The 23,320-nt window shown below is 72.4% G+C and carries 17 protein-coding genes and 1 tRNA gene; 8 read left to right on the forward strand and 10 right to left on the reverse strand.

What is annotated here, in order from left to right:
- Window positions 1-56: 56 nt before the first annotated feature.
- The 3 genes from BIV28_RS19225 to BIV28_RS19235 all read right to left on the reverse strand — a co-directional run bounded on the left by BIV28_RS19225 (window position 57) and on the right by BIV28_RS19235 (window position 6,004).
- Window positions 57-3,662, reverse strand: coding sequence for an RICIN domain-containing protein (locus tag BIV28_RS19225; protein ID WP_076264146.1), 3,606 nt, complete (start codon window positions 3,660-3,662; stop codon window positions 57-59).
- Between the two features lie 474 nt (window positions 3,663-4,136).
- Entirely contained in the window at window positions 4,137-5,279 is a 1,143-nt protein-coding gene (locus BIV28_RS19230; protein WP_076264147.1) for a hypothetical protein, read from the reverse strand.
- A 173-nt stretch (window positions 5,280-5,452) separates the two neighbouring features.
- Window positions 5,453-6,004: an antitoxin gene (locus tag BIV28_RS19235; protein ID WP_076264148.1), complete on the reverse strand. Its 552-nt coding sequence runs from the start codon at window positions 6,002-6,004 to the stop codon at window positions 5,453-5,455.
- A gap of 202 nt (window positions 6,005-6,206) precedes the next feature.
- Here BIV28_RS19235 and BIV28_RS19240 point away from each other — a divergent pair, with 202 nt between their 5' ends.
- Together BIV28_RS19240 and BIV28_RS19245 are read left to right on the forward strand one after the other, a co-directional pair.
- Complete coding sequence (locus BIV28_RS19240) at window positions 6,207-6,725, forward strand: peptidylprolyl isomerase (protein ID WP_076264149.1); 519 nt, start codon at window positions 6,207-6,209, stop codon at window positions 6,723-6,725.
- Between the two features lie 127 nt (window positions 6,726-6,852).
- Window positions 6,853-7,731, forward strand: a complete 879-nt coding sequence (locus tag BIV28_RS19245; protein ID WP_242653141.1) for a rhomboid family intramembrane serine protease — start codon at window positions 6,853-6,855, stop codon at window positions 7,729-7,731.
- A gap of 490 nt (window positions 7,732-8,221) precedes the next feature.
- Here the strand turns inward: BIV28_RS19245 and BIV28_RS19250 are convergent, their stop codons facing one another.
- Window positions 8,222-8,473 (reverse strand): cell division protein CrgA, encoded by a 252-nt coding sequence (locus tag BIV28_RS19250; protein WP_076264151.1) that lies wholly within the window; start codon window positions 8,471-8,473, stop codon window positions 8,222-8,224.
- Window positions 8,474-8,775: 302 nt separating this feature from the next.
- On the opposite strand from BIV28_RS19250, the gene BIV28_RS19255 reads away from it, so the two are divergent.
- The 3 genes from BIV28_RS19255 to BIV28_RS19265 all read left to right on the forward strand — a co-directional run bounded on the left by BIV28_RS19255 (window position 8,776) and on the right by BIV28_RS19265 (window position 11,292).
- On the forward strand, window positions 8,776-9,624 hold the full coding sequence (locus tag BIV28_RS19255; RefSeq protein WP_207556127.1) for a helix-turn-helix transcriptional regulator: 849 nt from the start codon (window positions 8,776-8,778) through the stop codon (window positions 9,622-9,624).
- Window positions 9,625-9,760: 136 nt separating this feature from the next.
- Window positions 9,761-10,606 (forward strand): DUF881 domain-containing protein, encoded by an 846-nt coding sequence (locus BIV28_RS19260; protein ID WP_083707529.1) that lies wholly within the window; start codon window positions 9,761-9,763, stop codon window positions 10,604-10,606.
- A 56-nt stretch (window positions 10,607-10,662) separates the two neighbouring features.
- Entirely contained in the window at window positions 10,663-11,292 is a 630-nt protein-coding gene (locus BIV28_RS19265; RefSeq protein ID WP_076264153.1) for an aminodeoxychorismate/anthranilate synthase component II, read from the forward strand.
- A 78-nt stretch (window positions 11,293-11,370) separates the two neighbouring features.
- Here the strand turns inward: BIV28_RS19265 and pknB are convergent, their stop codons facing one another.
- The 6 genes from pknB to BIV28_RS19295 all read right to left on the reverse strand — a co-directional run bounded on the left by pknB (window position 11,371) and on the right by BIV28_RS19295 (window position 20,323).
- Entirely contained in the window at window positions 11,371-13,212 is a 1,842-nt protein-coding gene (pknB, locus tag BIV28_RS19270) for a Stk1 family PASTA domain-containing Ser/Thr kinase (protein WP_076264162.1), read from the reverse strand.
- Window positions 13,213-13,306: 94 nt separating this feature from the next.
- On the reverse strand, window positions 13,307-14,665 hold the full coding sequence (locus tag BIV28_RS19275) for a serine/threonine-protein kinase (protein ID WP_076264154.1): 1,359 nt from the start codon (window positions 14,663-14,665) through the stop codon (window positions 13,307-13,309).
- The gene (locus tag BIV28_RS19280; RefSeq protein WP_076264155.1) at window positions 14,662-16,122 is read right to left on the reverse strand and encodes a peptidoglycan D,D-transpeptidase FtsI family protein; all 1,461 of its coding nucleotides are present in this window, start codon (window positions 16,120-16,122) and stop codon (window positions 14,662-14,664) included. The genes BIV28_RS19275 and BIV28_RS19280 overlap by 4 nt, the downstream gene beginning before the upstream one ends.
- On the reverse strand, window positions 16,119-18,887 hold the full coding sequence (locus BIV28_RS20500; RefSeq protein WP_076264156.1) for an FtsW/RodA/SpoVE family cell cycle protein: 2,769 nt from the start codon (window positions 18,885-18,887) through the stop codon (window positions 16,119-16,121). The genes BIV28_RS19280 and BIV28_RS20500 overlap by 4 nt, the downstream gene beginning before the upstream one ends.
- A 4-nt stretch (window positions 18,888-18,891) precedes the next feature.
- Window positions 18,892-19,497 carry an FHA domain-containing protein FhaB/FipA gene (locus BIV28_RS19290; protein WP_076264157.1) on the reverse strand — a complete coding sequence of 202 codons (606 nt, stop codon included), beginning with the start codon at window positions 19,495-19,497 and terminating at the stop codon, window positions 18,892-18,894.
- A 34-nt stretch (window positions 19,498-19,531) separates the two neighbouring features.
- Complete coding sequence (locus BIV28_RS19295; RefSeq protein WP_076264158.1) at window positions 19,532-20,323, reverse strand: FhaA domain-containing protein; 792 nt, start codon at window positions 20,321-20,323, stop codon at window positions 19,532-19,534.
- A 220-nt stretch (window positions 20,324-20,543) separates the two neighbouring features.
- Here BIV28_RS19295 and BIV28_RS19300 point away from each other — a divergent pair, with 220 nt between their 5' ends.
- The 3 genes from BIV28_RS19300 (at window position 20,544) to BIV28_RS19310 (ending at window position 23,306) form a co-directional block, all read left to right on the forward strand.
- Window positions 20,544-22,181 carry a MinD/ParA family ATP-binding protein gene (locus tag BIV28_RS19300; protein WP_076264159.1) on the forward strand — a complete coding sequence of 546 codons (1,638 nt, stop codon included), beginning with the start codon at window positions 20,544-20,546 and terminating at the stop codon, window positions 22,179-22,181.
- 88 nt (window positions 22,182-22,269) lie between these two features.
- Window positions 22,270-23,085 carry an NAD-dependent epimerase/dehydratase family protein gene (locus BIV28_RS19305; protein WP_076264160.1) on the forward strand — a complete coding sequence of 272 codons (816 nt, stop codon included), beginning with the start codon at window positions 22,270-22,272 and terminating at the stop codon, window positions 23,083-23,085.
- A gap of 138 nt (window positions 23,086-23,223) precedes the next feature.
- Window positions 23,224-23,306: transfer RNA gene (locus BIV28_RS19310), tRNA-Leu, on the forward strand.
- The last annotated feature ends 14 nt before the right edge of the window (window positions 23,307-23,320 follow it).

A 23,320-nucleotide genomic window follows, 5' to 3' on the forward strand; every position in this document is an offset into this window, starting at 1 on the left:
GTGTGCGGCCGCCCTCGACCGGTGCGGACGCCCGGAGGCGCCGCGGGTGGTGCGCGCTAGTTGGCGGTGGCCGTCCAGCGCTGCGTCGCCGCTCCGGTGTCGGTCACCTGCACGACCCGGCCCGACGCGTCGACCGCGAGGGAGAGCCCGCTGTGCTTGGCCTTCAGCGTCAGCTGCGTTCCCGACCGGGTGATGGTCCACTGCTGGTTCGTCGTTCCGGTGCAGGTGTACTGACCGACGAGCGCGCCGGGCGTCTGCGAGCTGTAGAAGACGTCCATGCACTGCCCGCTCTGGGCGTTCTTCACCTCGTAGGCCCCCGAGTCCTGCAGCGTCACGACCCACTTCTGCGACGCCGACGAGCTGACCGGGGCGGTCCCGAGCTGGGCCGAGTCGGAGCCCGGCGCCTCCAGCGCGAGCCCCGAGCCGACGTTGCCGATCGAGTACTGCCCGTCGGCGATCGGCGGTGGCACGACCTCCTCGGTGCCCACGGTCATCGCGAAGACGTGGACCGCGGAGTTGGCCGGCAGGGTCACGGCCGCCACCTCCTTGGTCGGGTCGAGGCGCACCGTCTTCGTGTAGAGCCGGTAGGCCACGGTCGGGTAGGCGGCACCACTCGGGGTGTTCTTGCCCATCGTGGTGACCGCCGTCTTCGCGCCGTAGGTGTCGGTGGCGAGGCAGCACCAGTTCGGGAAGCCGACGGTCACCGCCGCGGACGACCCGTCGGTGTAGTGGACCGTCGCCGCACCGCCCGCCGAGCCGCTCGTGCCGGTGCCGAGGAAGGCGAGGGCGTTGCCCTTGCCCGACACCTGGATCGTCTCGCCGGCCGACGCGACGTTGTCCTTCGTCCCGGGCTGCGACGACGGCCAGGTGAAGTCGAACCCGTTGGCCGTCACCGTCGCACCCGGCGAGACACCCTGCGCTGCAAGGCGTTCGGCGATGAAGCTCGACCCTCCGCCGTCGATGTTCCCGGCCGCCGGCGCGGCGAGGGCCGTGACGCCGACGTTGCTGAACGCGCTCGCGAGCGACGGGAACGCGAGGCGGGTCGTCGTCGCGTCGGTGAGGGTGTGCGACACGTCGCGCACCGTGTAGGCGGCCGACGCCGTGACCGGGTACGACCCCGGCTTGGCGCCCTCGGGCGGTGTCACGGCGAACCGGGCCGTGAACGACGCGCCGTCCTTGAGGTCGGTGGCGGTCGTCGGACCGGAAGCCGTCGCCGTCCAGCCGGCCGGCACCCCGACCGACGTCGCCGTGACCTGCACCGGCTTGCCCGTCGAGTTCGTGAAGGTCGCCGTCACCTCGCGCCCCTCACCGGCCACCGAGATGACGGGCGCCTTGACGTCGAGCGTCGCGTCGAGCTCACCCGGCTGCGCGCCGCCGACCGCCCCCGCGCCGGTGAGGCGGACGGTGTGGGAAGACGCCGTCGGCACCGAGCGCGTCTTGACGTGGACGACGCCCGTGGCGGCGTCGTAGAACCACCCGGCCGTCGCCGCGTCGAGCGCCGCCTTCGAGGCGACCGCGCCCACCGACGCGCCGTCGACCGCGACGTCGGACGGCGCCGTGTTCGTGTGGACCGCGAGGCCGTAGCCGCGGGTGGCCGGCTTGCCGGCGTAGGTGCCGTCGACCGACCCGAGCGTCACGGTGACCGGGCCCTTGCCCGTCACGGGGGCGGCGACGTCGAACCGCTGGGTGGCGCTGCGGCCCGCGGCCCACTCCTGCGACCGGCCGTCGTCCTCGTAGTTCGTGAAGCTCGAGGCGCCCGAGGGGTACACGTCGAGATCGAGCCGGCCCGAGGCCTTGCCCGCCTTCCAGTCGAGCGTGCCCTCCGGGAACTGCGGCACGACCGCGCCGGCCCGGACGAACAGCGGCAACCGGTCGAGCGGCGCCTTGTAGCCGTTGACCGTCTGCTTGCCGGCGTAGAGCCGCCCGGTCCAGTAGTCGACCCACGTGCCCTCGGGCAGGTAGATGCCGTCGCGGACCGTCGTGTCGGAGTACACCGGCGCGACGAGGAAGTCGTCACCGGCGAGGAACTCGTACTTGGCCGAGTCGCCCCACGTGGCAGGGTCGTTCGGGTAGTTGACGTAGAGCGGACGCGTCGGGCCCAGGCCGTTCTTCGAGCCGTTGACGGTGTGCGTGTAGAGGTAGGGCAGCAGCCGCTCGTGCAGCTGCAGGTAGCTGCGGTTGATCGACGTGTACGGCTCGCCGTAGCGGTAGGGCTGCTTGTCCTTGGCCGCCCACCCACTCATCGCGTACGTCATCGGCAGGAACATCTTCCACTGCAGGTCACGGGTGTACGTGTCGGCGCTGCCGCCGAAGATGCCGTCGATGTCGCCCGTCGTCACCGGCTGGCCGGACAGCGTCGAGCCGGCGTAGGTGGGGATCTGCCACTTGATGTAGTCCCACGAGCCCGACTGGTCGCCGCTCCACATCGCGCCGCAGCGCTGCGTGCCGGCCCAGCCCTCGATGGTCAGGACGGTGGCGCGGTCGGTGCTGTTCTGCTCGATGCCGTCGCGCGCCTTCTCGCAGGCGTCGAGGGCGAACCGGTAACCGGGGCCGACCCACGCGACGTCGGTCTTGCGGACGCGGACGCCGGCGGCCACCTCGGAGGGCTGGCTCGTCAGGTCGGCCTGGGTCCACAGGCCGAGCTCGGACCCGTGGTCGGCGAGCATCTGGTGGGTCTCGGGCAGCTGCTCGTAGCCGCAGCCGTACCCGTCGTTGACGAGCATCCAGCCGAGCGGCATGTCGGCGGCCGTGTAGCCGTCGGCGACGGTGGTCGAGTCGCGCAGCGTGCGGCGTTCGCCGCGGTTGGCGTTGTGCAGGTAGCAGTCGGCGTCGCCGACCTCGAGGGCGTACATCGGCAGCATGAGCGGGCGCCCGGTGAGACGCGTGTACCCGTCGAGCACCTGACGCGTGTCGCCGACGAAGTAGTACGCGTCGAAGCGCTGCTCCTGGTGGGTCGTGCGCACCGGGGCGTGGAAGTCGTAGGTGCCGGCGGCGAAGGTGTTGCGCAGGACGCCGTAGCCGGCGCTCGAGAGGTAGAAGGGGGCGGCGTTGGGGTTGCCGCCGTCGTCCCAGTTGTAGTCGCGGCTGATCGTGATCGAGGTGTCGCGGTGGCTGAAGCGCCCGTTCTGCATGCCGCCGCCGAAGAACTGCTCCTGCGCGCCCTGCGCGAGGGTCTGCGTCGTGCCGGCGCTGCTCCAGGCCAGCGGCGCCGTCTCGCGCCAGAGGTCGCGGCCCGACGCGTCCTGCAGGCGCATCGTCAGCGGGTGCTTGGCGACGGTGAGCCGGGCCTTGGCCGTCGTCACGACGTAGGCGTCCGGCGTCTCGGTGACGGTCGAGCTGCCGGCGACGCGGTGCCGCCCGACGACGATGTCGGCGTCGGGGGCCGACGCGTCGGCGGGGTCGTCGTTCGCCGGGTCGGTGAACGTGCCGTCGGGGGCCAGCTGCACCCGGACGAGGGAAGCGTCGTCGACCTCGACGCGGACCTTCGCGGCACCCGAGTCGAAGGTGTAGGTGTCGCCGGTGCGGCTGAAGCCGGTGACGTCGCCGAGGTGTCCGTCGGCCGCGGCCGCGGGGGCGGCGTGGGCGACGAGTCCCGAGAGGGCAACCGCGCCGATCCCGGCGGCGGCCACCCATCGGTGGACTGTGTGTCTGAAACTGCGCATTAAGGCATCCTTTCGATCACAAACAGTCACGCTCTTGGATCAGGACCGTAGAGCGTCCCGTCCCGACCGTCAACAGATCGGGCGAAGCGGACACCGGGTTCGGGCGGTTGTGCCGTCACAGCGAATCGACAGCGCGTTCCTCTGGCGGACCCGGCCCGCTGGTGCCATGCTCGGTGGAGCAGCAGTTCTCCGGTCGGCCGTCAGCCCGGCGTCCGGCGGAGACTGAGGCTGACGGCGTGGAAAACAGCGGACTCGGCCCCGAGGACGTAATAGAAACTTCACCCAACCTGTCGCGCGCGCCCCCGGTCCATGGTTAGACTGGGAGCAGCGAAGGGTTGGGCCCGCACGAACCGCGCCCAGCCCTTCTGCATGTGCTGGCTCGCACTGTCCCCCTGTCGGTGCGAGCCAGCTCATGCAGAGAAGGACCCGGATGCCATTGGCATCCGGGTCCTTCTCTTTGCTGCTGCGGCGGGCTCAGCCCTTGCCGGTCTCCTCCTTGGAGCTCTTCGGCCGGGAGGAGCCGCGCGGCGAGGTCTTCGTCGAGGCGCCGTTGACGGCGCCGCCCTCGAGCGCGTCGTCGCTGATGGCATCGGCACCGGGGGCCTGCTCGGCGTCGGTGACCTGGCCCTCGGCGGCCGTGGTGCCGCTCAGCGGGTCGGCCGCGCCGGTGGCCGCGGCGTCGGTGGCCTCGGACACGTCGCCGACCGCCTCGTCGGAGCGGTCCTTGGCGTCGGCGATGGCGGCCTGGCCCTTGGCGGCGAGGTCACCGGCCTTGTCCTTGGCGGCGTCGGCGAGCTCGGAGCCCTTCTCCTTGGCCTTGGTCGCGGCGTCGGTGACGGCCCCCTTGGCGTGCTCGACCTGGGTGCTCGCCTTGTCCTTGAACGAGGCGGCGTGACCGCCGGTGCTCGTGTCGAGGGGCGTGGCCCACGGGTCGTCGGCCTGCTTCTGCTTGCGGTAGGCGGCCACGGCGGCGACGCCGGCGGCCGCGAGGCCGATGGCGATGAGCCACTTGCCCTTGCCGCCCTTCTTCTTGGCCACGGCGTCACCCTTGAGCACGGCGTACGCGTCGTGGGCCCGGTGGCCACCGACCGACGCGGCCTCGCGGGCCTGCGCGGCAGCCGACTCGAGGTGCGGGGCGGCCGACTCGCGGGCCTGCTCGGCACCGGCCGCCAGTGCGGCGGCGGCCGTCGCGATGGCGGCGCCGACCTTCGGCAGCACGGTGTCGACGAGCGTGTCCTGGGCGTGCTCGATCTTCGGGCGAGCCCGTTCGGTGGCCTCGTGCAAGGCCTCGCCGGCGACGTCGCGGGCCGTGGCCGCGGCGTCGGCGAGCCGCTCCCGCGCCACCTCGGCGGCGTCCTGGACCACGGGCGTGGCGGCCTCACGGGCTGCCTCGAACTGCTTGCGGGCCGCCGTCGAGGCATCGGCCGCCTGCTGGCGTGCCACCTTCGACGCGTGCTCGGCCTGCTTGCGGGCGGCCTTCGACGCCTGGGCTGCCGCGTCTGCGGCACCGTCCCGGACGGTCTCGAACTGGTCGCCGGCAGCCGACCCGAGGTCGACGGCGGCGGCTCGGGCCTGGTCGACCGCGGCCTCGGCGCGGGACTGCTTGGTGCGGAACATGCGTCCTCCTAAAGTCCTCTCGTCTTTACCCATCCTGCCAACATCGGCCACGAGCCGCACCCATCCGGGACCAGTACGCCGTCACCGTCACCGTCACGGTCACCGTCCCGGTCACCGTCACCGTCCCGGTCACCGTCACGGTCGGAGCCGCGCGGCGGGTGGCGGGTGTCGGCTCAGCCCGCGGACCCGGCCGGACGCGTCGGGTCCGCGTCGGTGGTCGGGTCGGTGGACGGCCCGCTGGTGGAGTCGGTGGTCGGCTCGGTGGGCGCCGGGGTGTCCAGGCCGAGCACGGTGTCCTCGAGCGTCGAGTCGGCCACGGCCTCGTGGGTCGGCGGCGGCACGTCGGCCGGCATCGCGTCGGGGGTCGGAGCCACCGGCGCTCCGGGGTCGGCGGGGAACGGGCCGGCGTCGGTGGCCCCCGCGGCTGCGGCCGCACCGGTGGCGCCCGCGGCGGACCCGCCCTCGGCGACCTTGTCGATGCCCTTGTCGACGCCGGCGCGCACCTTGGCCACGTGGTCGTGGTACTTGCCGTGCGTCTTCTCGTCGATGGTGCTGCTCGCGCGGTCGACGTAGCCGTCGATCTTCTCGCGGTTCTCGGCCGTGAACTCCCCGGCCTTCTGCTGGGCCTGCTTGGCCGCCTGCGTGGCGGCCTCCTGCAGCTGCCGGGCCTTGGTCTCGAGGTCGAGCTCGTCGGCCTTCTGCTTCAGCTTGTCCAGGAACGACATCGCTGCTCCGCCCTTCGTCTCGTCGCGTGGTGGGTCCCGACGCGTCACGTCCCGGTCCGTCGGGCCGAACCGTCTCTCCTCGGCCAACGGTGGGTCCGGCGCCGGCGTTCCCCGTCCGTACGGGCGACGTACCCCGACCGCACAGCCGTCGCACGGCTGCCGCACGGGTTGCCGGCTCACGCGTCGTGCGAGGATTGGGCCCATGAAGGCAACCCTGCACACGAACCACGGCGACATCGTCGTCGACCTCTTCGAGCACCAGGCTCCGAAGACGGTGGAGAACTTCGTCGGCCTCGCCAAGGGCGAGAAGGAGTACAAGGACGAGGCGGGTCGCACCAACCCGACGCCGTTCTACGACGGCCTGATCTTCCACCGCATCATCCCGAACTTCATGATCCAGGGCGGCTGCCCGCTGGGTCAGGGCTTCGGCGGCCCGGGCTTCACGTTCGACGACGAGATCAGCCCCGACAAGGACTTCACCAAGCCGTACATCCTCGCCATGGCCAACGCCGGCAAGCGGATGGGCAAGGGCACCAACGGTTCCCAGTTCTTCATCACCACGGCGCCGACCACCTGGCTCCAGGGCAAGCACACGATCTTCGGCGAGGTCGCCGACCAGGCCTCGCGCGACGTCGTCGACAAGATCGGCAACGTCGCCACCGGCCCGAACGACAAGCCGGTCGAGGACGTCGTCATCAGCTCGGTCACGATCGAGGACTGACCGACCGAGCCACCAGCTCAACCCGTACGCACGGACGAGACCGGCAGGGGGAATCCCGTTGTCCGACAACCCGACCGCTCCACCTCCCGCTGAGCCGGGGGTGCCGCAGCCTGCTGCCGGTCCGTCCGTGTGTCCCCGCCACCCCGACCGGGAGGCGTACGTCCGCTGCCAGCGCTGCGGACGCCCCGCGTGCCCCGAGTGCCAGCGGCCCGCCGCGGTCGGCATCCAGTGCGTCGACTGCGTCCGCGAGGCCTCGCGCGCCATGCCGGGAGCCCGCACCGTCTTCGGGGGCCGCGCCACCGACGGCACCCCCGTCGTCACCTACGCGATCATCGCGATCTGCGCCGTGGTGTACCTGCTCCAGCGGGCCTACCCGCCCCTGACCAACCAGTTCGCGTTCCTGCCGGCGCTCGGCTGGACCGAGCCGTACCGCTTCGTCACGGCGGCCTTCCTCCACTCGCCCGACACGATCTTCCACATCCTGCTCAACATGTTCGCGCTGTGGAGCCTCGGGCAGTACCTCGAGCCGTTGCTCGGTCGCGCCCGCTTCGCCGCGCTCTACCTCATCAGCGGCATCGGCGGCCAGGTCGCCGTCGTGCTGCTCGCCGGGTCCCCGACGATCGCCGGGCTGCACTCCGGCCAGGACGACGCGTGGCTGACCGCCGTCGTCGGCGCCTCGGGCGCGATCTTCGGCCTCTTCGGCGCCCTGCTGGTGCTCAACCGGCACCTCGGCCGCTCATCGGCCTTCATGTACGCGACGATCGCCATCAACGCCGCCTTCGGGTTCATCTACCCCGGGATCGCCTGGCAGGCACACCTCGGCGGCCTCGTCACGGGCCTCGCCTGCGCGGCCGTCATCATCGCGTTCCGGCGCCAGGGCATCCGCCACCTCGTCTGGCTGGCCCTCGGCGCGGTCCTCGTGGTCGTCGTCGCCGTGGCCGCGCTCAAGTACCTGTCGCTGCCGGAGGCCGTCCGGATGATCGACTCGAGCTCTTTCGGCAGCTGACCACCCTCGCCCGGTTGTCCACGGGGTGAGCGTCCTGGTTCTCCACAGCTCCGGGCGCTTTCCGCTGCGTCCCGACCCGCACACGCTCGGACGCCGTCACCGAGGCGGTCTTGCACACAGGATCCACACCCTGTGTACAACGGGTTCCACACCGTGCGTGAGCACGGGATCCACAGGTGTCCCCACCCCGAGTTGTCCACCGCTGTGGACAAACCTGTGGATGTAGTTACACACGTGTCATTCATCCCCAGCTGGGGACAACCGTGTGGAAAAGATGTCAACACCGTGTGGGCAGGTGTGGACTGCCGGGCCGACCGGGCCGACCGGGCCGACCGGGCCGCCCGAGCCGCCCGAGCCGACCGAGCCGACCGACCCGACCGACCCGATCAGAGCCCGCGCCGTGCGGGGGACGACGAACGGCCCGCCCCCGGGGATCGGGGACGGGCCGTGAGCGGTCCGGGTGCGGCCGGTTGGCCGCGGCACGACGCGGTCAGCGCCAGCGCATCGTCATGATGAAGCCGGCCATGAGCAGCACGAAGCCCACGCCGAGGTTCCACACGCCGATCGAGCCGATGGGGTACTTGTACTCGGTCACGTAGTAGACGACGATCCACAGCAGCCCGACGACGAGCAGCGTGATGAAGACGGGGGCCCACCAGGTCGGGTTGGGCTCGGCCGCCTTGCTCTTCTGCGGCGGGGTGTAGGCGGTCGCCTTGTGGTCGCGGCCTCTGGACTCGGGCACTTGCTCTCTCCTTGCGTCGTGTGCGGCCCAGCGTAGTGCGTGCGGCCGTGGACGAGGCGTCCTCGAGGTACGGCCGGGTGTCCTCGCGGCATGTCGCCGTCCCACCCGCCCCGCCCGTCACGACGCCACCGGCACGCCCGGTGCGTCGAACCGGGTGTGGGCTCGCGGCCCGACATCCGCGCGCCGCGTTGCACAATGACGGTTCCGGCGCCCGGCACGACCGACCCGGCCGTGTCCCGTCGCCGCCGACGACAGGGGACCGCATGACACCGGACGAGAGCCCGGGTGACGACGCTGCGCAGGTGAGGCGACCCTCCGGGGTCGCGAGGGGCTCAGGCACCGCCGACCCTCCGACCACCGCCGGCCTGTCGGCCGCCTACGGGATCGATGCCGCCGATCCACCGCCGACGGACGCCTGGGTCGCACCCGGCCTCGGTGCACTGATCCGCGACGGCCGCGCCCTCGAGGAGCAGGTCGTCGACCTCGCGCACGACACCATGTTCGACGGCGGACGACACACGGGCTTCCGCATCCTCGGAGCGGGCGTCGACCAGATCGCGCAGGGGTTGGCCGCCATCGAGCCGCGCACCCGCCGCACGGTCGAGTCGGTCCAGCCGACCTCGACGTTCAACCCGCACGACCGCACCCAGCCCCTCGACGAGGCGTCGCGCTCGCGTGGCCTCACCCTGCGGTTCGTCGGGTCGGAGCGGGCCTTCGCCATGAACCCGATGCTCGTGGCGATGTACCCGCACGCACGGGTGGGCCCGACCGTCGCGCGCTTCATCCTCATCGACCGCACCGCCGCCGTCGTCGGCGGACCGCCCGACCCCCGTGGCTTCCCGACCGCCTGGCTCGCGACCCGCGACGACGTGGTGGAGCGCGTCCGCGACCTGTGGACCCGCACCTGGGCCCGGGCCGTCCCGGTGGTGCCGCCGGGTGAGCAGCCGCCGTTCACGCGTCGGCAGTTCGAGGTGGCCCGTCGGCTCGCGCTCGGGGCCAAGGACCAGGCGATCGCGCGCGAGCTCGGGGTGTCGGTGCGCACCGTGGCCGCCGACGTCGCCGGGCTCGTGGCAGCCCTCGAGGCGCGCAACCGCGTCGAGGTCGTCCTCGTCCTGCGCGGCGGGCGGGGGGACTCGGTGGCGCAGACGTGACCGTAGGCCCGGCTCCCGGGTCGGGCCCGAGCGGTCGCCGGGGCCGCCACCCGACGCAGGCCCGGCCCGCGCCCGCCGTGGGTCAGGGCAGAATGGCGGTGGGTGCGGACCGACCGCCCCCGTGGAGGACGCAGGCATGACGGACGAGCCGAGGGCCGACGAGGTCGCCCAGGCGCACGAGGCGCACGAGGCTGCCGGGGCACCGGGAACGGACGCGCCCGCCGACGGTGGGCCGGACGCCCCTGCCGTCGAGCCGCGTCGGCGCCCGCGCCTCACGTGGCGGGCGCTCGTGCCGGTCATCACCGCGGTGGCCGGGATCATGTTCGCGATGAGCTTCGTCGCCGCGCAGGGCCAGGACCTCCGGGCCGACCGCGACCTGCCGCAGCTCATCATGGACGGCGACTCGCGCGTGGCCGACAAGGCCGCCGAGCTCGACACCCTCCAGAAGGAGGTCGACGCGCTGTCGAAGGCGAACGCGCCCTACGACAAGCGGCTCTCGACCCTCGCGGCCAAGGGCGACGCGCTCGCCGACGCCGCGGCCGACACCAAGGTCACCGGCCCGGCCGTCGAGGTGACCCTCGACGACGCGCACCGCAGCGCCGACTCGCTGCCCGACGGGTTCACGGCCGACGACATCGTCGTGCACCAGCAGGACGTGCAGGGCGTCGTCAACGCGCTGTGGCAGTCCGGGGCCGAGGCGATGATGATCCAGGACCAGCGGATCATCTCGACCAGCGCCGTGCGGTGCGTCGGCAACACCCTGATCCTGCAGGGCCGCGTCTACTCACCGCCGTACCGCATCAAGGCGATCGGCGACGTCCAGGCGCTGCAGCTCGGCCTCGACAACGACCAGACCGTGCAGATCTACAAGCAGTACGTCGACGCCGTCGGTCTCGGCTACGGGGTGCAGACCCACGCGGCCGAGGAGTTCCCGGCATACTCGGGCACGGTCGACCTCCAGTACGCCGCCCCGATCCGCTGACCGGCCACCACCCCGAGACCCGACCACCCGAACCGCAGCACCCCCGTGAGGCCCGCATGACCCGCATCCTCGTCGTCGACAACTACGACAGCTTCGTCTACACGATCGTCGGCTACCTCGAGCAGCTCGGCGCCGAGTGCGTCGTCGTGCGCAACGACGCGGTCGAGGTCGGAGCTGTCGCCGAGCACGACGGTGTCCTCGTCTCCCCCGGTCCGGGCACGCCCGAGGGCGCCGGGGTCTCGATGGAGGTCATCCGCGAGTGCGCCCGCCTCGGTACCCCGATGTTCGGTGTCTGCCTCGGCCACCAGGCCCTCGGCGTCGTCGCCGGCGCGACGGTCGACCGGGCCCCCGAGCTGCTCCACGGCAAGACCTCCCTCGTGCACCACGACGGCACCGGCGTCCTCGAGGGCCTGCCGTCCCCGTTCACGGCGACCCGCTACCACTCGCTGACCATCGACCCGGCGACCCTGCCCGACGAGCTCGTCGCCACCGGCCACACCGACTCCGGTGTCGTCATGTCGGTGCGCCACCGCGACCTGCCGCTGCACGGCGTGCAGTTCCACCCCGAGAGCGTCCTGACCGAGGGCGGGCACCGGATGCTCGCCAACTTCCTCGCGATGTGCGGCGACACCGGGGCGGTCGCCCGGTCGGCGGGCCTGAGCCCGCTCGTCACCGCCGCCGTCTGACCACACGACAGAGGGCCCGTCCGACCACGTGGTCGGACGGGCCCTCTCCCGTCTGCGGCGCCGGCGCCGGCGCCGGCGTCAGGGCAGGATCGGCGGCGGCGAGGTCGTGTCGGTCGGGGTGCCGGTGTCGGTCGGCGTCGGCGTGATCGTGACGGTCGACGGGGTGGGCGTCGGCGTCTTGGCGACCTTGACGGTGATCGTCGAGCCGGCCTTGACGATGTCGCCGGACTTCTCGACGTCGAGGACCTGGTCGGCCGGCTTGTCGGAGTCGACCGGCTCCTTCTTCGGGTTGAGGCCGGCGTTCTGCAGGGAGATGACGGCCTGCGTCCAGTCCTTGCCGACGAGGTCGTCGGGCACCTTGACGTTGCCGGTGGCGTAATAGACCGTCACGTCCGAGCCGGCGGCGACCGTCGAGTTGGCCGACGGCTCCGTCTTGGTCACCTTGTTCTTGTCCTGGTCGGGGGTGTTCTCCTCGACGAACTTGGCGACCTTGAAGCCCTGCTTCTCCAGCTCGGTGCGCGCATCGTCCTTGTTCATCCCGGTGACGTCGGGCATCTGGACGCTGTCCGGACCGGTCGACACGACGAACCGGACGACCGACTGCTCGGCCACCTGACCGCCGGGCTTGGGGTCCTGGCTGATGACGCTGTCCTTGGGCACGGTCGTGCTCGGGGCGGTCGACTTCTCGCCGCGCAGGTTGTTCGCCGCGAGCGTCTGGGTGGCCTGCGCCTCCTGCATGTTGACGATCGAGGGCACCGCGACCATCTTCACGTCGGGCGTCTGGTTGCCGAACCACGTCACCGCGAGCCAGCCGACGAGCCCGAGCAGCACGAGGGCGAGGACGGTGATGAGGGCGGCGCGGCCCTTGTGGCCCTGGCGCTCCTCGTCCTCGTCGTGGCCGACGGCCGGCAGCCCGGCGGTGTTGCCGTACTGGGACCGACGCGTCACCGGCTGCACCGCGGTGGGCGCGCCGGCCGAGGCGTAGGACGCCGGGAGCGTCTGGGTGGCCGCGGCGCCGACGGCTGCGCCGGTGCCGAGGGCGGCGGCGCTGATCGGACGCCCGAGGCGGACGTTCTCGAGGTCGGCGCGGAAGGCGGCGGCGTCCTGGTAGCGGGCGTCGCGGTCCTTCTCGAGCGAGTGGAGGGTGACGGCGTCGAGGTCGCCGCCCACGGCGTCGTTCCAGACGCTGGGCGGCTGCGGCAGCTCGCCGACGTGCTGGTAGGCGATGGCCACCGGCGAGTCGCCGGTGAAGGGCGGCCGGCCGGTGAGCAGCTCGAAGAGCATGCAGCCGGTCGAGTAGAGGTCCGACCGCGCGTCGACGGTCTGGCCCTGCGCCTGCTCCGGGGAGAGGTACTGCGCCGTGCCGACGACCGACTGGGTCTGGGTCATCGTCGCCGCGGTGTCGGCGATCGCCCGCGCGATGCCGAAGTCCATGACCTTGACCGTGCCGTCGTCGGTGATCATGACGTTGGCCGGCTTGATGTCGCGGTGGACGATGCCCATGCGGTGGCTGTAGGCCAGCGCGTCGAGGACGCCCTCGGTGACCCGGATCGCCTCGGCCGGGTCGAGCTGCTGGTGCTCGGTGAGCTTCTGCCGCAGGGTCAGGCCGTCGACGTGCTCCATGACCATGTACGGCAGGTGCGTCCGCGTGCCGTTCGGGCCGTCGATGAACGCGTCGTCCTCCCCGGAGTCGAAGATCGCGACGATCGACGGGTGGTTGAGGCCCGCGGCCGACTGCGCCTCGCGGCGGAACCGCATGAGGAAGTTCTGGTCGCGGGCGAGGTCGGAGCGCAGCATCTTGATGGCGACCGTGCGCCCCAGACGCGTGTCGTGGCCGATGTGGACGTCGGCCATGCCGCCGCGGCCGATGAGCTCACCCACCTCGTAGCGTCCGCCGAGGATCCGGGGGGAAGTGGTCACGTCGCTCGCCCTCGCTCGCTCGGGTGCTGCCTGATCGAATGCTGCGTCATCGTCGTCCGCTCGTCGTGCCATCTCGTCGGGCCGGTCGGTCATGTCAGTTGCCCTTCCCCTTGCCCTTGCCCTTGTCCTTGCCGGGCGGGCCCTTCGGTGCGTCCTGCTGCGGGGCGTCGCTGGTCGTCGTGGTGGGCGGGGTGGTGGTGGAGGTGGTGCTCGTGGCCTCGGACGACGCACCGGCGCCGGCGGTGCCCGTCGTGCCCGACACGGTGGGCGACGCGGGGGCCTGGCCCGCGGCGCCGCCCATCCGGCCGCCGAGGGCGAAGGCGCCCCACGCGACGAGCAGCACGAGCGGGACGGCGAGCCAGGCCCAGCGCGGGTTCAGGCCGCGGGTCGGGCCGTCGCCGTGGGTGCCCAGGGGCGGGGTGTCGCCGCGGTGGGCGGATGACTCGGGCAGGGCCGCCCCGGCCGCAGCCCCGGCCGCCCCGGCTGCAGCGCCGGCCCGGCCGGCCGCACGGGACGAGCCCGACGCGTCGGTGCGCGGGTGGGCTGCGGTGAAGGCGCGCGTCGGGTCGAGCGCCGCGAGAGGAGCCGTGGCGTCGCTGGACCCGAGCGGGGCCGGGGTGACGCCGGGGAGCGCGCCGAGCGGCATGCCGACGGCGGCCGCCACCTCGCTGGCGGCGTGCGGGCGCTCGGCGGCGGTCTTGGCCAGGCACGCGCCGACGATGCCGCGGAGGTCCTCGGGCACGGTGTCGGGCAGCGGCGGTGGCGGGTCGTTGACCTGCGCGAGGGCCGTGGCCACCGGGGTGCCCATGTCGAACGGCTTGAGGCCGGTCATCATCTCGTGGGCCACGACGCCGAGGGAGTAGATGTCGCTGGCCGCCGTGGCCGGCTCGCCGAGCGCCTGCTCGGGGCTGATGTAGTCGGGGGTGCCGAGCACCTCGCCGGCGCGGGTGTGCCCCGAGCCGTCACCGATGCGGGCGATGCCGAAGTCGGTGAGCTTGGCCTGCCCCTCGCCGGTGACGATGATGTTGGCGGGCTTGACGTCGCGGTGCACGACGCCGGCCTCGTGCGCCGCCGACAGCGCCAGCGCGGCCTGGCCGAGGATCGAGCGGACGTCGTCGGGCGCCATCCCGCCGTCGCTCTCGCGGATCAGCTCGCCGAGGGTGCGCCCCGGCACGAGCTCCATGACGATGTAGGCGACGTCGTCCTCCTCGCCGTAGTCGTACACGGCGGCGATGTTCGGGTGGTGCAGGCCGGCGCTGCCGCGCGCCTCGTCGCGGAAGCGGTCGATGAACGTCGTGTCGTCGGGGTCGGCCGGGCGCAGCACCTTGACCGCGACCGGGCGCTCGAGGACGGTGTCGGTGGCCTCCCAGACGTCGCCCATCCCGCCCGACGCGATGCTCGTGTCGAGGGTGTAGCGCTGCCCGAGCGTCGTGCCGGGCTCGAGGAGGCTCATCGGCCGAGCACCGCCTCCATGACGTCCTTGGCGATCGGGGCCGCGACGCGTCCGCCACCGACCTCGCTGCCGGTGACGCCGCCGTCCTCGACGACGACCGCCACGGCGACCTTCGGGTCGTCGGCCGGGGCGAAGCTGATGAACCAGGCGTGCGGCGGCTTGCCCTTCTCGTGCTGGGCCGTGCCGGTCTTGCCGGCCACCTTGACGCCGTCGATCCGTGCCCGGGCGCCACTGCCGTTGTCGACGACCGAGACCATCATCTTCGTCAGGGTCGAGGCGGTCTGCTCCGAGACCGCCTGCGACAGCTCGGTCGGGTCGGGCGTCGAGGAGATGACGTCGAGGTTGGCGCTGCGCACCGAGTCGATGATGTAGGGCGTCATGACGCTGCCCTTGTTCGCGATGCCGGCCGCGACCATCGCCATCTGCAGTGGCGTCGTCTTGACGTCGTACTGGCCGATGGCGGCCTGCGCCGATTGCGGCTCGTTCATGTCGACGGGGACCGAGCTCGTGGCGGCCCGCAGGGGCACCTGCAGGGAGTCGCCGAAGCCGAACTTCGCCGCCTGGGCGCGCAGCTTCTCGCCGCCGAGGTCGAGCCCGAGCGAGCCGAACGCGGTGTTGCACGAGATCTCGAGCGCGTGGATCAGCGTCGTCTCGTTGTTCGGCCCGCACGGCTGGCCGGTCTCGTTCGGCAGGTTCGTGCTCGTCAGCGGCAGGTCGAGCTCGGCCGGGCCCGGCACCTTGGAGTTCTCGTCGGTGACGACGCCGTTCTCGAGGGCCGCGGCCGCCGTGACGACCTTGAACGTCGAACCGGGCGGGTAGAGGCTGCTGAGGGCCCGGTTGACGTAGGGCTTGTCGGGATCGGTGGAGAGCTGCTGCCAGGCCTTGGAGGCCTTGGCGAGGTCGTGGCTCGAGAGCGGGTTCGGGTCGTACTGCGGGTGGCTGACCATCGCCAGGATCGCGCCGGTCTTCGGGTCGAGGGCGACGACGGCGCCCTTGCTCTTGCCGAGGGCGTCGTCGGCGGCCTTCTGCGCCTTGGGGTCGATGGTCAGCTCGAGCGTCGCACCGGCGGTCTTGCGGCCGGTGATGAGGTCGGTGACGCGTCGGACGAAGAGGGTGTCGGAGTCGCCCGTGAGCAGGTCGTCGGCCGCGTGCTCGAGGCCGTACGGTGCCCCGACGACGTAGCTGTAGAAGCCGGTGACCTGCGAGTACAGCTCGCCCGGCTGGTATCGGCGCAGGAACTTGTACTGGTCGTCGACCGGGATCGACTTGGCGATGGCCTGGCCGCCGACGACGATCGAGCCGCGCTCGCGCGAGTAGGTGTCGAGGAGCGTGCGCTTGTTGGCGGCCATCGCGCCGAGCGACTTGGCCTGGACGAACTGGATGACCGTGGCCGACACGAGCAGCGCGGTGAACAGCGCCGCCATGAGCAGCGAGAGGCGTCGGATCGGGGTGTTCACGGCATCCTCACCACCTGGGTGACCTCGGCCGGTGCGGGGTCGTCGACGGCGACACCGACCGGGATCTCCGGCATCGGGCGCCGGGCCTGGTCGGAGATGCGCAGGAGCAGGGCGGTGATGACCCAGTTCGCGAGCAGCGAGGAGCCACCGAGGGACATGAAGGGCGTCGTGAGGCCGGTCAGCGGGATGACGCGCGTGACGCCGCCGATGACGATGAAGACCTGGAAGGCGACGGAGAACGCGAGGCCGACGGCGAGCAGCTTGCCGAAGCCGTCGCGCACGCCGAGGGCCGTGCGGACGCCGCGCTCGCAGAAGATGACGTAGAGCACGAGGATGCCGAGCGTGCCGAAGAGGCCGAGCTCCTCGCCGAGGCTCGAGAAGATGAAGTCGCTCTCGGCGAACGAGGTGAGCCACGGCCGGCCGGCGCCGAGCCCGGTACCCGTCAGGCCACCGGCGGCCATCCCCCACAGGCCGTTGGCCAGCTGGTTGGACCGCTCCAGGTTGTCGGGCGAGAACGGATCCAGCCAGAGGTCGACGCGCTTGGTGAAGTGGGAGAACGCCGACAGGGCGAACACGACGGCGGCCGAGAAGAGGAGCAGGCCGATGACGATCCACGACGTGCGCTCGGTGGCGACGTAGAGCATCGCGACGAAGAGGCCGAAGAAGAGCAGCGCGGTGCCGAGGTCGCTCTGGAAGACGAGGATGAGCAGGCACATGACCCACGCCACGACGATCGGGCCGAGGTCGCGGCCGCGCGGGAAGGTGAACCCGAGGACCTTCTTGCCGGCGAGCGACAGCACGTCGCGGGTCTGCACGAGGTAGCCGGCGAAGAAGACGGCGAAGGCGATCTTGGCGAACTCGCCCGGCTGGAAGTTCATCGGGCCGATCGAGATCCAGATCTGCGAGCCGTTGATCGAGCGGCCGAGGCCCGGCACGAGGGGCGCGAGGAGCAGCGCGAGACCGGCGGCCATCGAGACGTAGGTGTAACGGCGCAGGAGGCGGTGGTCGCGCAGCGCGATGATGACCCCGATGGCCAGCACGACGGCGAGCGTCGTCCAGATGATCTGGCGGTAGGCGTCGCCGTCGGTGCCGAGCTTGCCGCGCGCGAGGTCGAGGCGGTGGATCATGACCAGGCCGAGCCCGTTGAGGACCGTGGAGATCGGCAGCAGCACGGGGTCGGCGTACGCGGCCTTCCACCGGAGCACGAGGTGCACGGCGAGCATGAGCAGCGTGAAGCCGCCGGCCACCGGGATGATGTTTGCCGGGACGGTGCCGTTGCGGTTGAGGTCGGTGGTGACCCACGCGAGCAGGACGATGCCGATGGCGAGGATCAGCAGCCCCAGCTCGGCGTTGCGGCGCGTGCGGGGGGTCAGGGGCTCGACGGTCGTCGACGGACGCGGCGCGGGCGTGGACGGACGCGGCGTGGTGGGCGCGGGCGTCGTCGGGGTGGGCGTGCTCGGCGTGGGCGTCGGGGTCGGCGTCGGTTGCGGGGTGGTGCCGCAGGGCGTGCCGGTGATGGCCAGGTGCTGGCAGCGCATCGCCTCGCCGCGGAGGCGGTCGACCTTGCCCTCGGCGTCGGTGAGGTCGCGGGCCGGGATCGTGTTGTCGACCGAGCCCTGGACGTCGACGGGCAGGTCGCTGACGCGGACCTCCGACTCGGTGTCGACGCGGGACAGGGCGATCGGGCCGAGCTCGGCCGAGACGCCGCGGAAGATCGCGACGTGCCCGTTGCTCGCCGCGACGTAGAACTGCTTCTGCGACCACGCGTACGCCGCGTAGCCCCCGGCGCCGAGGATCGCCGCGACGACGACGACGCCGATGGTGCGGCGGGCCACCTTGGCCCGGCGCGAGCGGGCCGGCCCCTCGGCGAGCTCGACGTGCGACTCGTCGTCGTCGGCGGCGTCGCGGCCCGTGGCGGCGCGCGAGAGCGCCGCGGCCTTCTCGGCCGGCGAGGTGGGGATGGCGCGGGTGCGGTTGGGCAGGCGCTTGGCCGCCGCCCCGACGACCTGCGGCACGGTGACCGGGAGGTCGTCGCCGTCGGCGTCGACGACCTCGGCGACGATGACCGTGACGTTGTCGCGGGTGCTCGCCTTGAGGGCCACCTCGATGCAGCGGTCGGCGGCGTCGTCGGGCGTGCGGGCCTCGCGGAGGATCTCCTCGATGACGTCGGCGCCGACGAAGTCGGACAGGCCGTCGGAGCACAGCAGGAAGCGGTCGCCGATCTTGGCCTCGCGCAGCGAGGTGTCCGGCTCGTCGTCGGGCTGGCCGGTCATGACGCGGGTGACGACCGAGCGCTGCGGGTGGTGCCCGGCGTCCTCCTTGGAGATGCGCCCTTCGTCGATGAGCTGCTGGACGAAGGAGTGGTCCTTGGTGATCTGGCTGAAGGTGTCGCCGCGGAGCATGAACGCGCGGGAGTCGCCGATGTGGGCCATCGCGAGCTTGTTGCCGGTGCGGAGCATGACGATGGTCGTGCTGCCCATGCCGGCGAGGTCGGCGTTCTCGCGCATCGCGCGGGTCAGCTTGGCGTTGGCCGAGTGCAGGGCCTCCTCGAGCAGCGGCACGGCCTGGTCGGCGGTGACGTCCTCCTCGTCGAGCGGGGCCAGCTCGCCGACGATCATCGAGCTCGCGACGTCGCCCGCGGCGTGGCCGCCCATGCCGTCGGCGAGGACGAGCAGGTTGGGGCCGGCGTAGCCGGAGTCCTCGTTGCGGGACTTGGGTCCCAGACCGAGGTCGGAGCGCGCGGCGTAGCGCAGGGCGATGGCCATCCGGTCAGCCCCGCAGCTCGAGGACCGTCTTGCCGATGCGCAGCGTGGTGCCCACCTCGACCGGGCGCGAGCCGGTCAGCTTGTCGCGGCCGATGAACGTGCCGTTGGTCGAGCCGAGGTCCTCGACGAGCCAGCCGTCGCGGGCCTGGTCGGGGTAGATGCGGCAGTGCCGGCCCGACGCGTAGTCGTCGTCGAGGACGAGCGCGCACTCGGGGTTGCGGCCGATGAGGATGCCGCTGCTGCGCAGGGGCAGGGAGGTGCCGGTGAGCGGGCCCTCGGTGACGACGAGCGTGGTCGGGACGCTCTTGCGCCCGCGGGGCCGACGCGCGGCGGCGCCCGCCGCTGCACCGGCCGCGCCTCCCGCGGCAGCCGCGCCCGCGGCGCCGGCCGCACCGGCGGCGGCGCCCCCGACGGCGGCGGGCTGGCGCCTGGCGCGCGCCCGCTCCTTCTCCTGCGCCTTCTCCTGGGCCTTGGCCGCCTTGCGCTGGGTCCGGCGGCTCACCGACGTGCCGTAGATGTCGGTGCGCAGGACGCCGACGACACTGAAGATGAAGATCCACAGCAGCGCGAGCAGACCCAGCCGCAGCAGGGTCAGGGTGAGTTCACTCATGCATCACCACGTGTCGTCGGGGTGGTCACGGCGGTCAACGCCGCCCGGCTCGGAAGGTGGCGGTGGTGCGCCCGAGGGTGAGGCGGTCGCCGTCCTGGAGGCGCTGGCTCGCGATGCGCTCGCCGTTGACGAACGTGCCGTTCGTCGAGTTGAGGTCGCGGATCGAGGTGACGAGGTGCGGGCCGTCGGTGGTGACCCGGATCTCGCTGTGCCGCCGGGACACCCCGGGGTCGTCGACCACGATGTCGGCGGAGTCGTCACGCCCGAGCGTCGTCAGGGCCCCGAGCAGGGGGTAGCGGTCGCCGTTGATGTCGAGCCACGGGCGGGCCGAGGGGTTGCTGCGGGCGCCCGGACGCTGCGCCGGCGGCTCGTCGACCATGGTGCCGCCCGGCGTCTGGGGGCGAGGGGCCGGCGCGGGCTCGCGCGACGGGGCGGGTGCGGCGGCGGCGCCGGCCCGCTTGGCCGTGGCCGGACGGACGCGGAAGACACCGGTCTCGAGGCCCTCGCCCTCGACGAGGTCGACCTCGAGCGGGCCACCGGGCTGGTAGCCCTGGGAGTCGGCGTGCTCCTGGGCGGCGGCGACGAGGTCGTCGGTGAGGTCGTCCTCGTAGTCACCGAGGCGCTCGTAGTCGGTGGGGCTGAGCTCGATCGTGTAGAGGTTGGGCACCATGGCCCGGCCGTGGCCGACGATCGCGGCGCGGTCGTCCATGGCCCGGCGGATCGCCGAGGCGATCTCCACGGGCTGGACCTCGGACTTGAACGCCTTCGCGAAGGCACCGTGGACAGCCTTGGCCAGACCGTGCTCGACACGGTTGATGAGTCCCACGCCGTCTCCTCCTTCGTGTGCGCGCTTGCCGCTGGGCGCTTCATCGTAACCGGGTCACCCGTGCAAGGCCCCAACCGACGGGCGCTGGGTACGGGTGTGGAAAGTCCGTTTCGCCCCGCGCCACGCGTGGTCAGCAGGTTTGATGTGTCGCGGAAGCATGGGACCATCGCGGGGGGTCCGTGAGCGGGCCCCGCACGTGCAGGCCAGCAAGGAGCGCTCGATGAGCAACGACGAGACCGGCAACACCGAGGGCCAGGGCATCCCCGGCTTCTCCTCGAACAACCGGGTCCCAGGGGGGTTCGCGCTGCCCATTCCCGTCGCGACGGGGACGTCCGAGGACCAGCCCTCGAGCGACCCGTGGTCCTCGACGTGGGACGACGACTCCTGGCAGTCGGAGGAGGCGGCGTCCGAGCAGTCCTCCCCCGAGGCGTCCGGCGGCAACACGTGGAGCGACCCCTACGCCTCGAGCGGCGAGTCGACGACGGCCGACGACGCGTCGGCCTCGGGCGGCACGAGCAGCACGAGCAGCTCCGACAGCGACTTCGCCGCCTACGAGGGCGACTACGACTCCTCCTACTCGAGCGGCTCCACCTCGTACGGGTCGGGGCAGAACGGCTGGTCCTCCTGGGAGTCCGGCAGCGGCAGCACCGAGGCCGACGAGTCGACGCGCCACTGGCAGTCCCTGCAGCACGACGCCGAGGTCGCCGACGCCTCGCAGGAGGAGTACTCCGGCTGGGTGCCCGCGGGGTCGGCGTCGAGCACCTCCACGGCCTCCACCACCCCCGCCGCCGAGCGCACCGGTCGCTTCTCGACCGACCACACGAGCGCGCGTGACGCGTACGCCGCCACCCCGGCCGTCGACCCCGACGTCGCCGCGGCCGCCGAGGAGCTCGGCCACTCCTACGACCTCACGCCCGTCGACCGCGCCGGCAACTCCGACCGTCCGAGCGCCGAGGACCTCATCACGGCCCGCTCCAAGGGTGAGCGCCAGAAGGTCAAGGCGAACTCGGGCCTGCGCAAGGCCTTCGGGCTGGGCCCGAGCACCAAGGAGCTGCTCGAGCGCGACCGCATCGACCGCATCGCCCGGCCGCTCAACGGCCGCAAGACGATCATGGTCATCAACACCAAGGGCGGCGGCGGCAAGACGCTCGTCACGCTCATGCTCGCCAGCTACCTCGGCCGGTACCGCTCCGGCTCGGTCCTCGCGTGGGACAACAACGAGACCGAGGGCACGCTCGGCATGCGCGCCCCGTCGCAGAGCCACCACCGCACGGTCGTCGACCTGCTCGGCGCGCTGCCGACCATCGCCGGCGACCCGAACGCCGGCACCTCCGAGCTCGAGCACTGGGTGCGCGAGCAGCGCGGCCTCTCCTTCGACGTGCTGGCCTCGGCCGACGACGACGAGGCGATGCGCATCATCGGCGAGCAGGAGTTCGAGGACCTCCACACGCAGCTGTCCCGCTTCTACCGGATGATCATCGTCGACACCGGCAACAACCGCCTCGCGCCGAACTGGCTCGCGGCGGCCGCCCGCGCCGACATGCTCGTCTTCGCCACCTCGCTCAAGGACGACACCTCGGTCGTCGCCGCGAAGAACCTCGACGCGCTCGTCGCGATGGGCCGCGGCGACCTCGTGCGCAACGCCGTCTGCGTCATCTCGCACACGTCGGCCAAGGGCAACGACATCGGCGCCGGCGTCCACACCCGCGAGCACTTCGAGCAGTGGGTGCGCGGCGTCGTCGACATCCCCTACGACCCGATGCTCGCCCCGGGCCTGCACCTCGACCCGCTCAAGATCAGCAAGAAGACGCACGACGCCTGCATGGAGATGGCCGCCGTCGTCGTCGACGGTCTCTGAGCCCCGCACGTCGCCCGACGCGTCCGTCCCTCCTCGGTGACGGGCGCGTCGTCGCGTCCGGAGTGCTTCCGTGGGGTATCCCGGTGCCATGGCCCGCCTCGCCCTGACCGGAGCCGCCGGACGCATCGCGGCGTCGCTGCGGCCGCGCCTGCGTGCGGCCGGGCACGACCTCGTGCTCCTCGACGCGGTCCCGGTGCCCGAGCCGGTGGCCGGTGAGCAGGTCGTCGAGGCGGACCTGCGCGACGTCGACGCCCACGCCGACGCGTTCGCCGGGGCCGAGCTCGTCGTGCACCTGGGCGGGCTGTCCGACGAGCGCCCGTGGCCCGACCTGCTCGCCGTCAACGTCGACGGGACCCGGGCCGTGCTCGACGCCGTGGTGCGGGCGGGCGTCCGGCGCGTCCTGCTCGCGAGCTCGGTCCACGCCGCCGGCTACGCGCGCGTCGACGACCCGGCCACGGCGGCCGGGATGCCGCTGCCCGCGCCGGACACGTACTACGGCGCCAGCAAGGCGGCGGTCGAGGCGCTCGGCGGGCTGTACGCCGGGCGGTTCGGGCTCACGGTCGTCAGCGCCCGGATCATGACCTTCGCCGACGAGCCCGGCAGCCCGCGCTCGCTGCAGTTGTGGCTGTCCGGCGACGACATGGCCCGGCTCGTCGAGGCGGTGCGCACGACGGACGCCGGTGGGCACCACGTCGTGTGGGGCGTCTCGGCCAACACCCGGCGTCGGGTCGACCTCGAGCCGGGCCGCGCCGTCGGGTTCGAGCCGCAGGACGACGCCGAGACGTTCGCTGCGGAGGTGCAGCGGGCGGACGCGTCGCAGGCGCCCGCCGTGCTCGGCGGCGGGTTCGCCGACCCGTCCTACCGGCTCGGTGAGGCCCACGGGGGCCGGGAGCACCGGTCCTGAGCGGCGAGTGGCCTCAGGCGTCCCCGGCGAAGCCGCGGAAGGCCTCGGTGAAGTCGGCGGTCAGGGCGTCTCCGGGCTGTCCGACCCACCCCGGTTTGGCGATCCGGTGGGCCATGCACCACACTGTCCTCTTGTCACGCGCGAGTGGCGGAACGGCAGACGCGCTGGCTTCAGGTGCCAGTGTCCGAAAGGGCGTGGGGGTTCAAATCCCCCCTCGCGCACGCGATGACGAAGG

The sequence above is a fragment of the Intrasporangium flavum genome, from assembly GCF_001956915.1.
GTDB lineage: Bacteria > Actinomycetota > Actinomycetes > Actinomycetales > Dermatophilaceae > Monashia > Monashia flava.

Bases quoted from the DNA above. Each gene is read 5' to 3' on its own strand.
- BIV28_RS19225 (WP_076264146.1), bottom strand. From the start codon at position 3,662: ATGCGCAGTTTCAGACACACAGTCCACCGATGGGTGGCCGCCGCCGGG.
- BIV28_RS19230 (WP_076264147.1), bottom strand. From the start codon at position 5,279: ATGTTCCGCACCAAGCAGTCCCGCGCCGAGGCCGCGGTCGACCAGGCC.
- BIV28_RS19235 (WP_076264148.1), bottom strand. From the start codon at position 6,004: ATGTCGTTCCTGGACAAGCTGAAGCAGAAGGCCGACGAGCTCGACCTC.
- BIV28_RS19240 (WP_076264149.1), top strand. From the start codon at position 6,207: ATGAAGGCAACCCTGCACACGAACCACGGCGACATCGTCGTCGACCTC.
- BIV28_RS19260 (WP_083707529.1), top strand. From the start codon at position 9,761: ATGACGGACGAGCCGAGGGCCGACGAGGTCGCCCAGGCGCACGAGGCG.
- BIV28_RS19265 (WP_076264153.1), top strand. From the start codon at position 10,663: ATGACCCGCATCCTCGTCGTCGACAACTACGACAGCTTCGTCTACACG.
- BIV28_RS19275 (WP_076264154.1), bottom strand. From the start codon at position 14,665: ATGAGCCTCCTCGAGCCCGGCACGACGCTCGGGCAGCGCTACACCCTC.
- BIV28_RS20500 (WP_076264156.1), bottom strand. From the start codon at position 18,887: ATGGCCATCGCCCTGCGCTACGCCGCGCGCTCCGACCTCGGTCTGGGA.
- BIV28_RS19290 (WP_076264157.1), bottom strand. From the start codon at position 19,497: ATGAGTGAACTCACCCTGACCCTGCTGCGGCTGGGTCTGCTCGCGCTG.
- BIV28_RS19300 (WP_076264159.1), top strand. From the start codon at position 20,544: ATGAGCAACGACGAGACCGGCAACACCGAGGGCCAGGGCATCCCCGGC.
- BIV28_RS19305 (WP_076264160.1), top strand. From the start codon at position 22,270: ATGGCCCGCCTCGCCCTGACCGGAGCCGCCGGACGCATCGCGGCGTCG.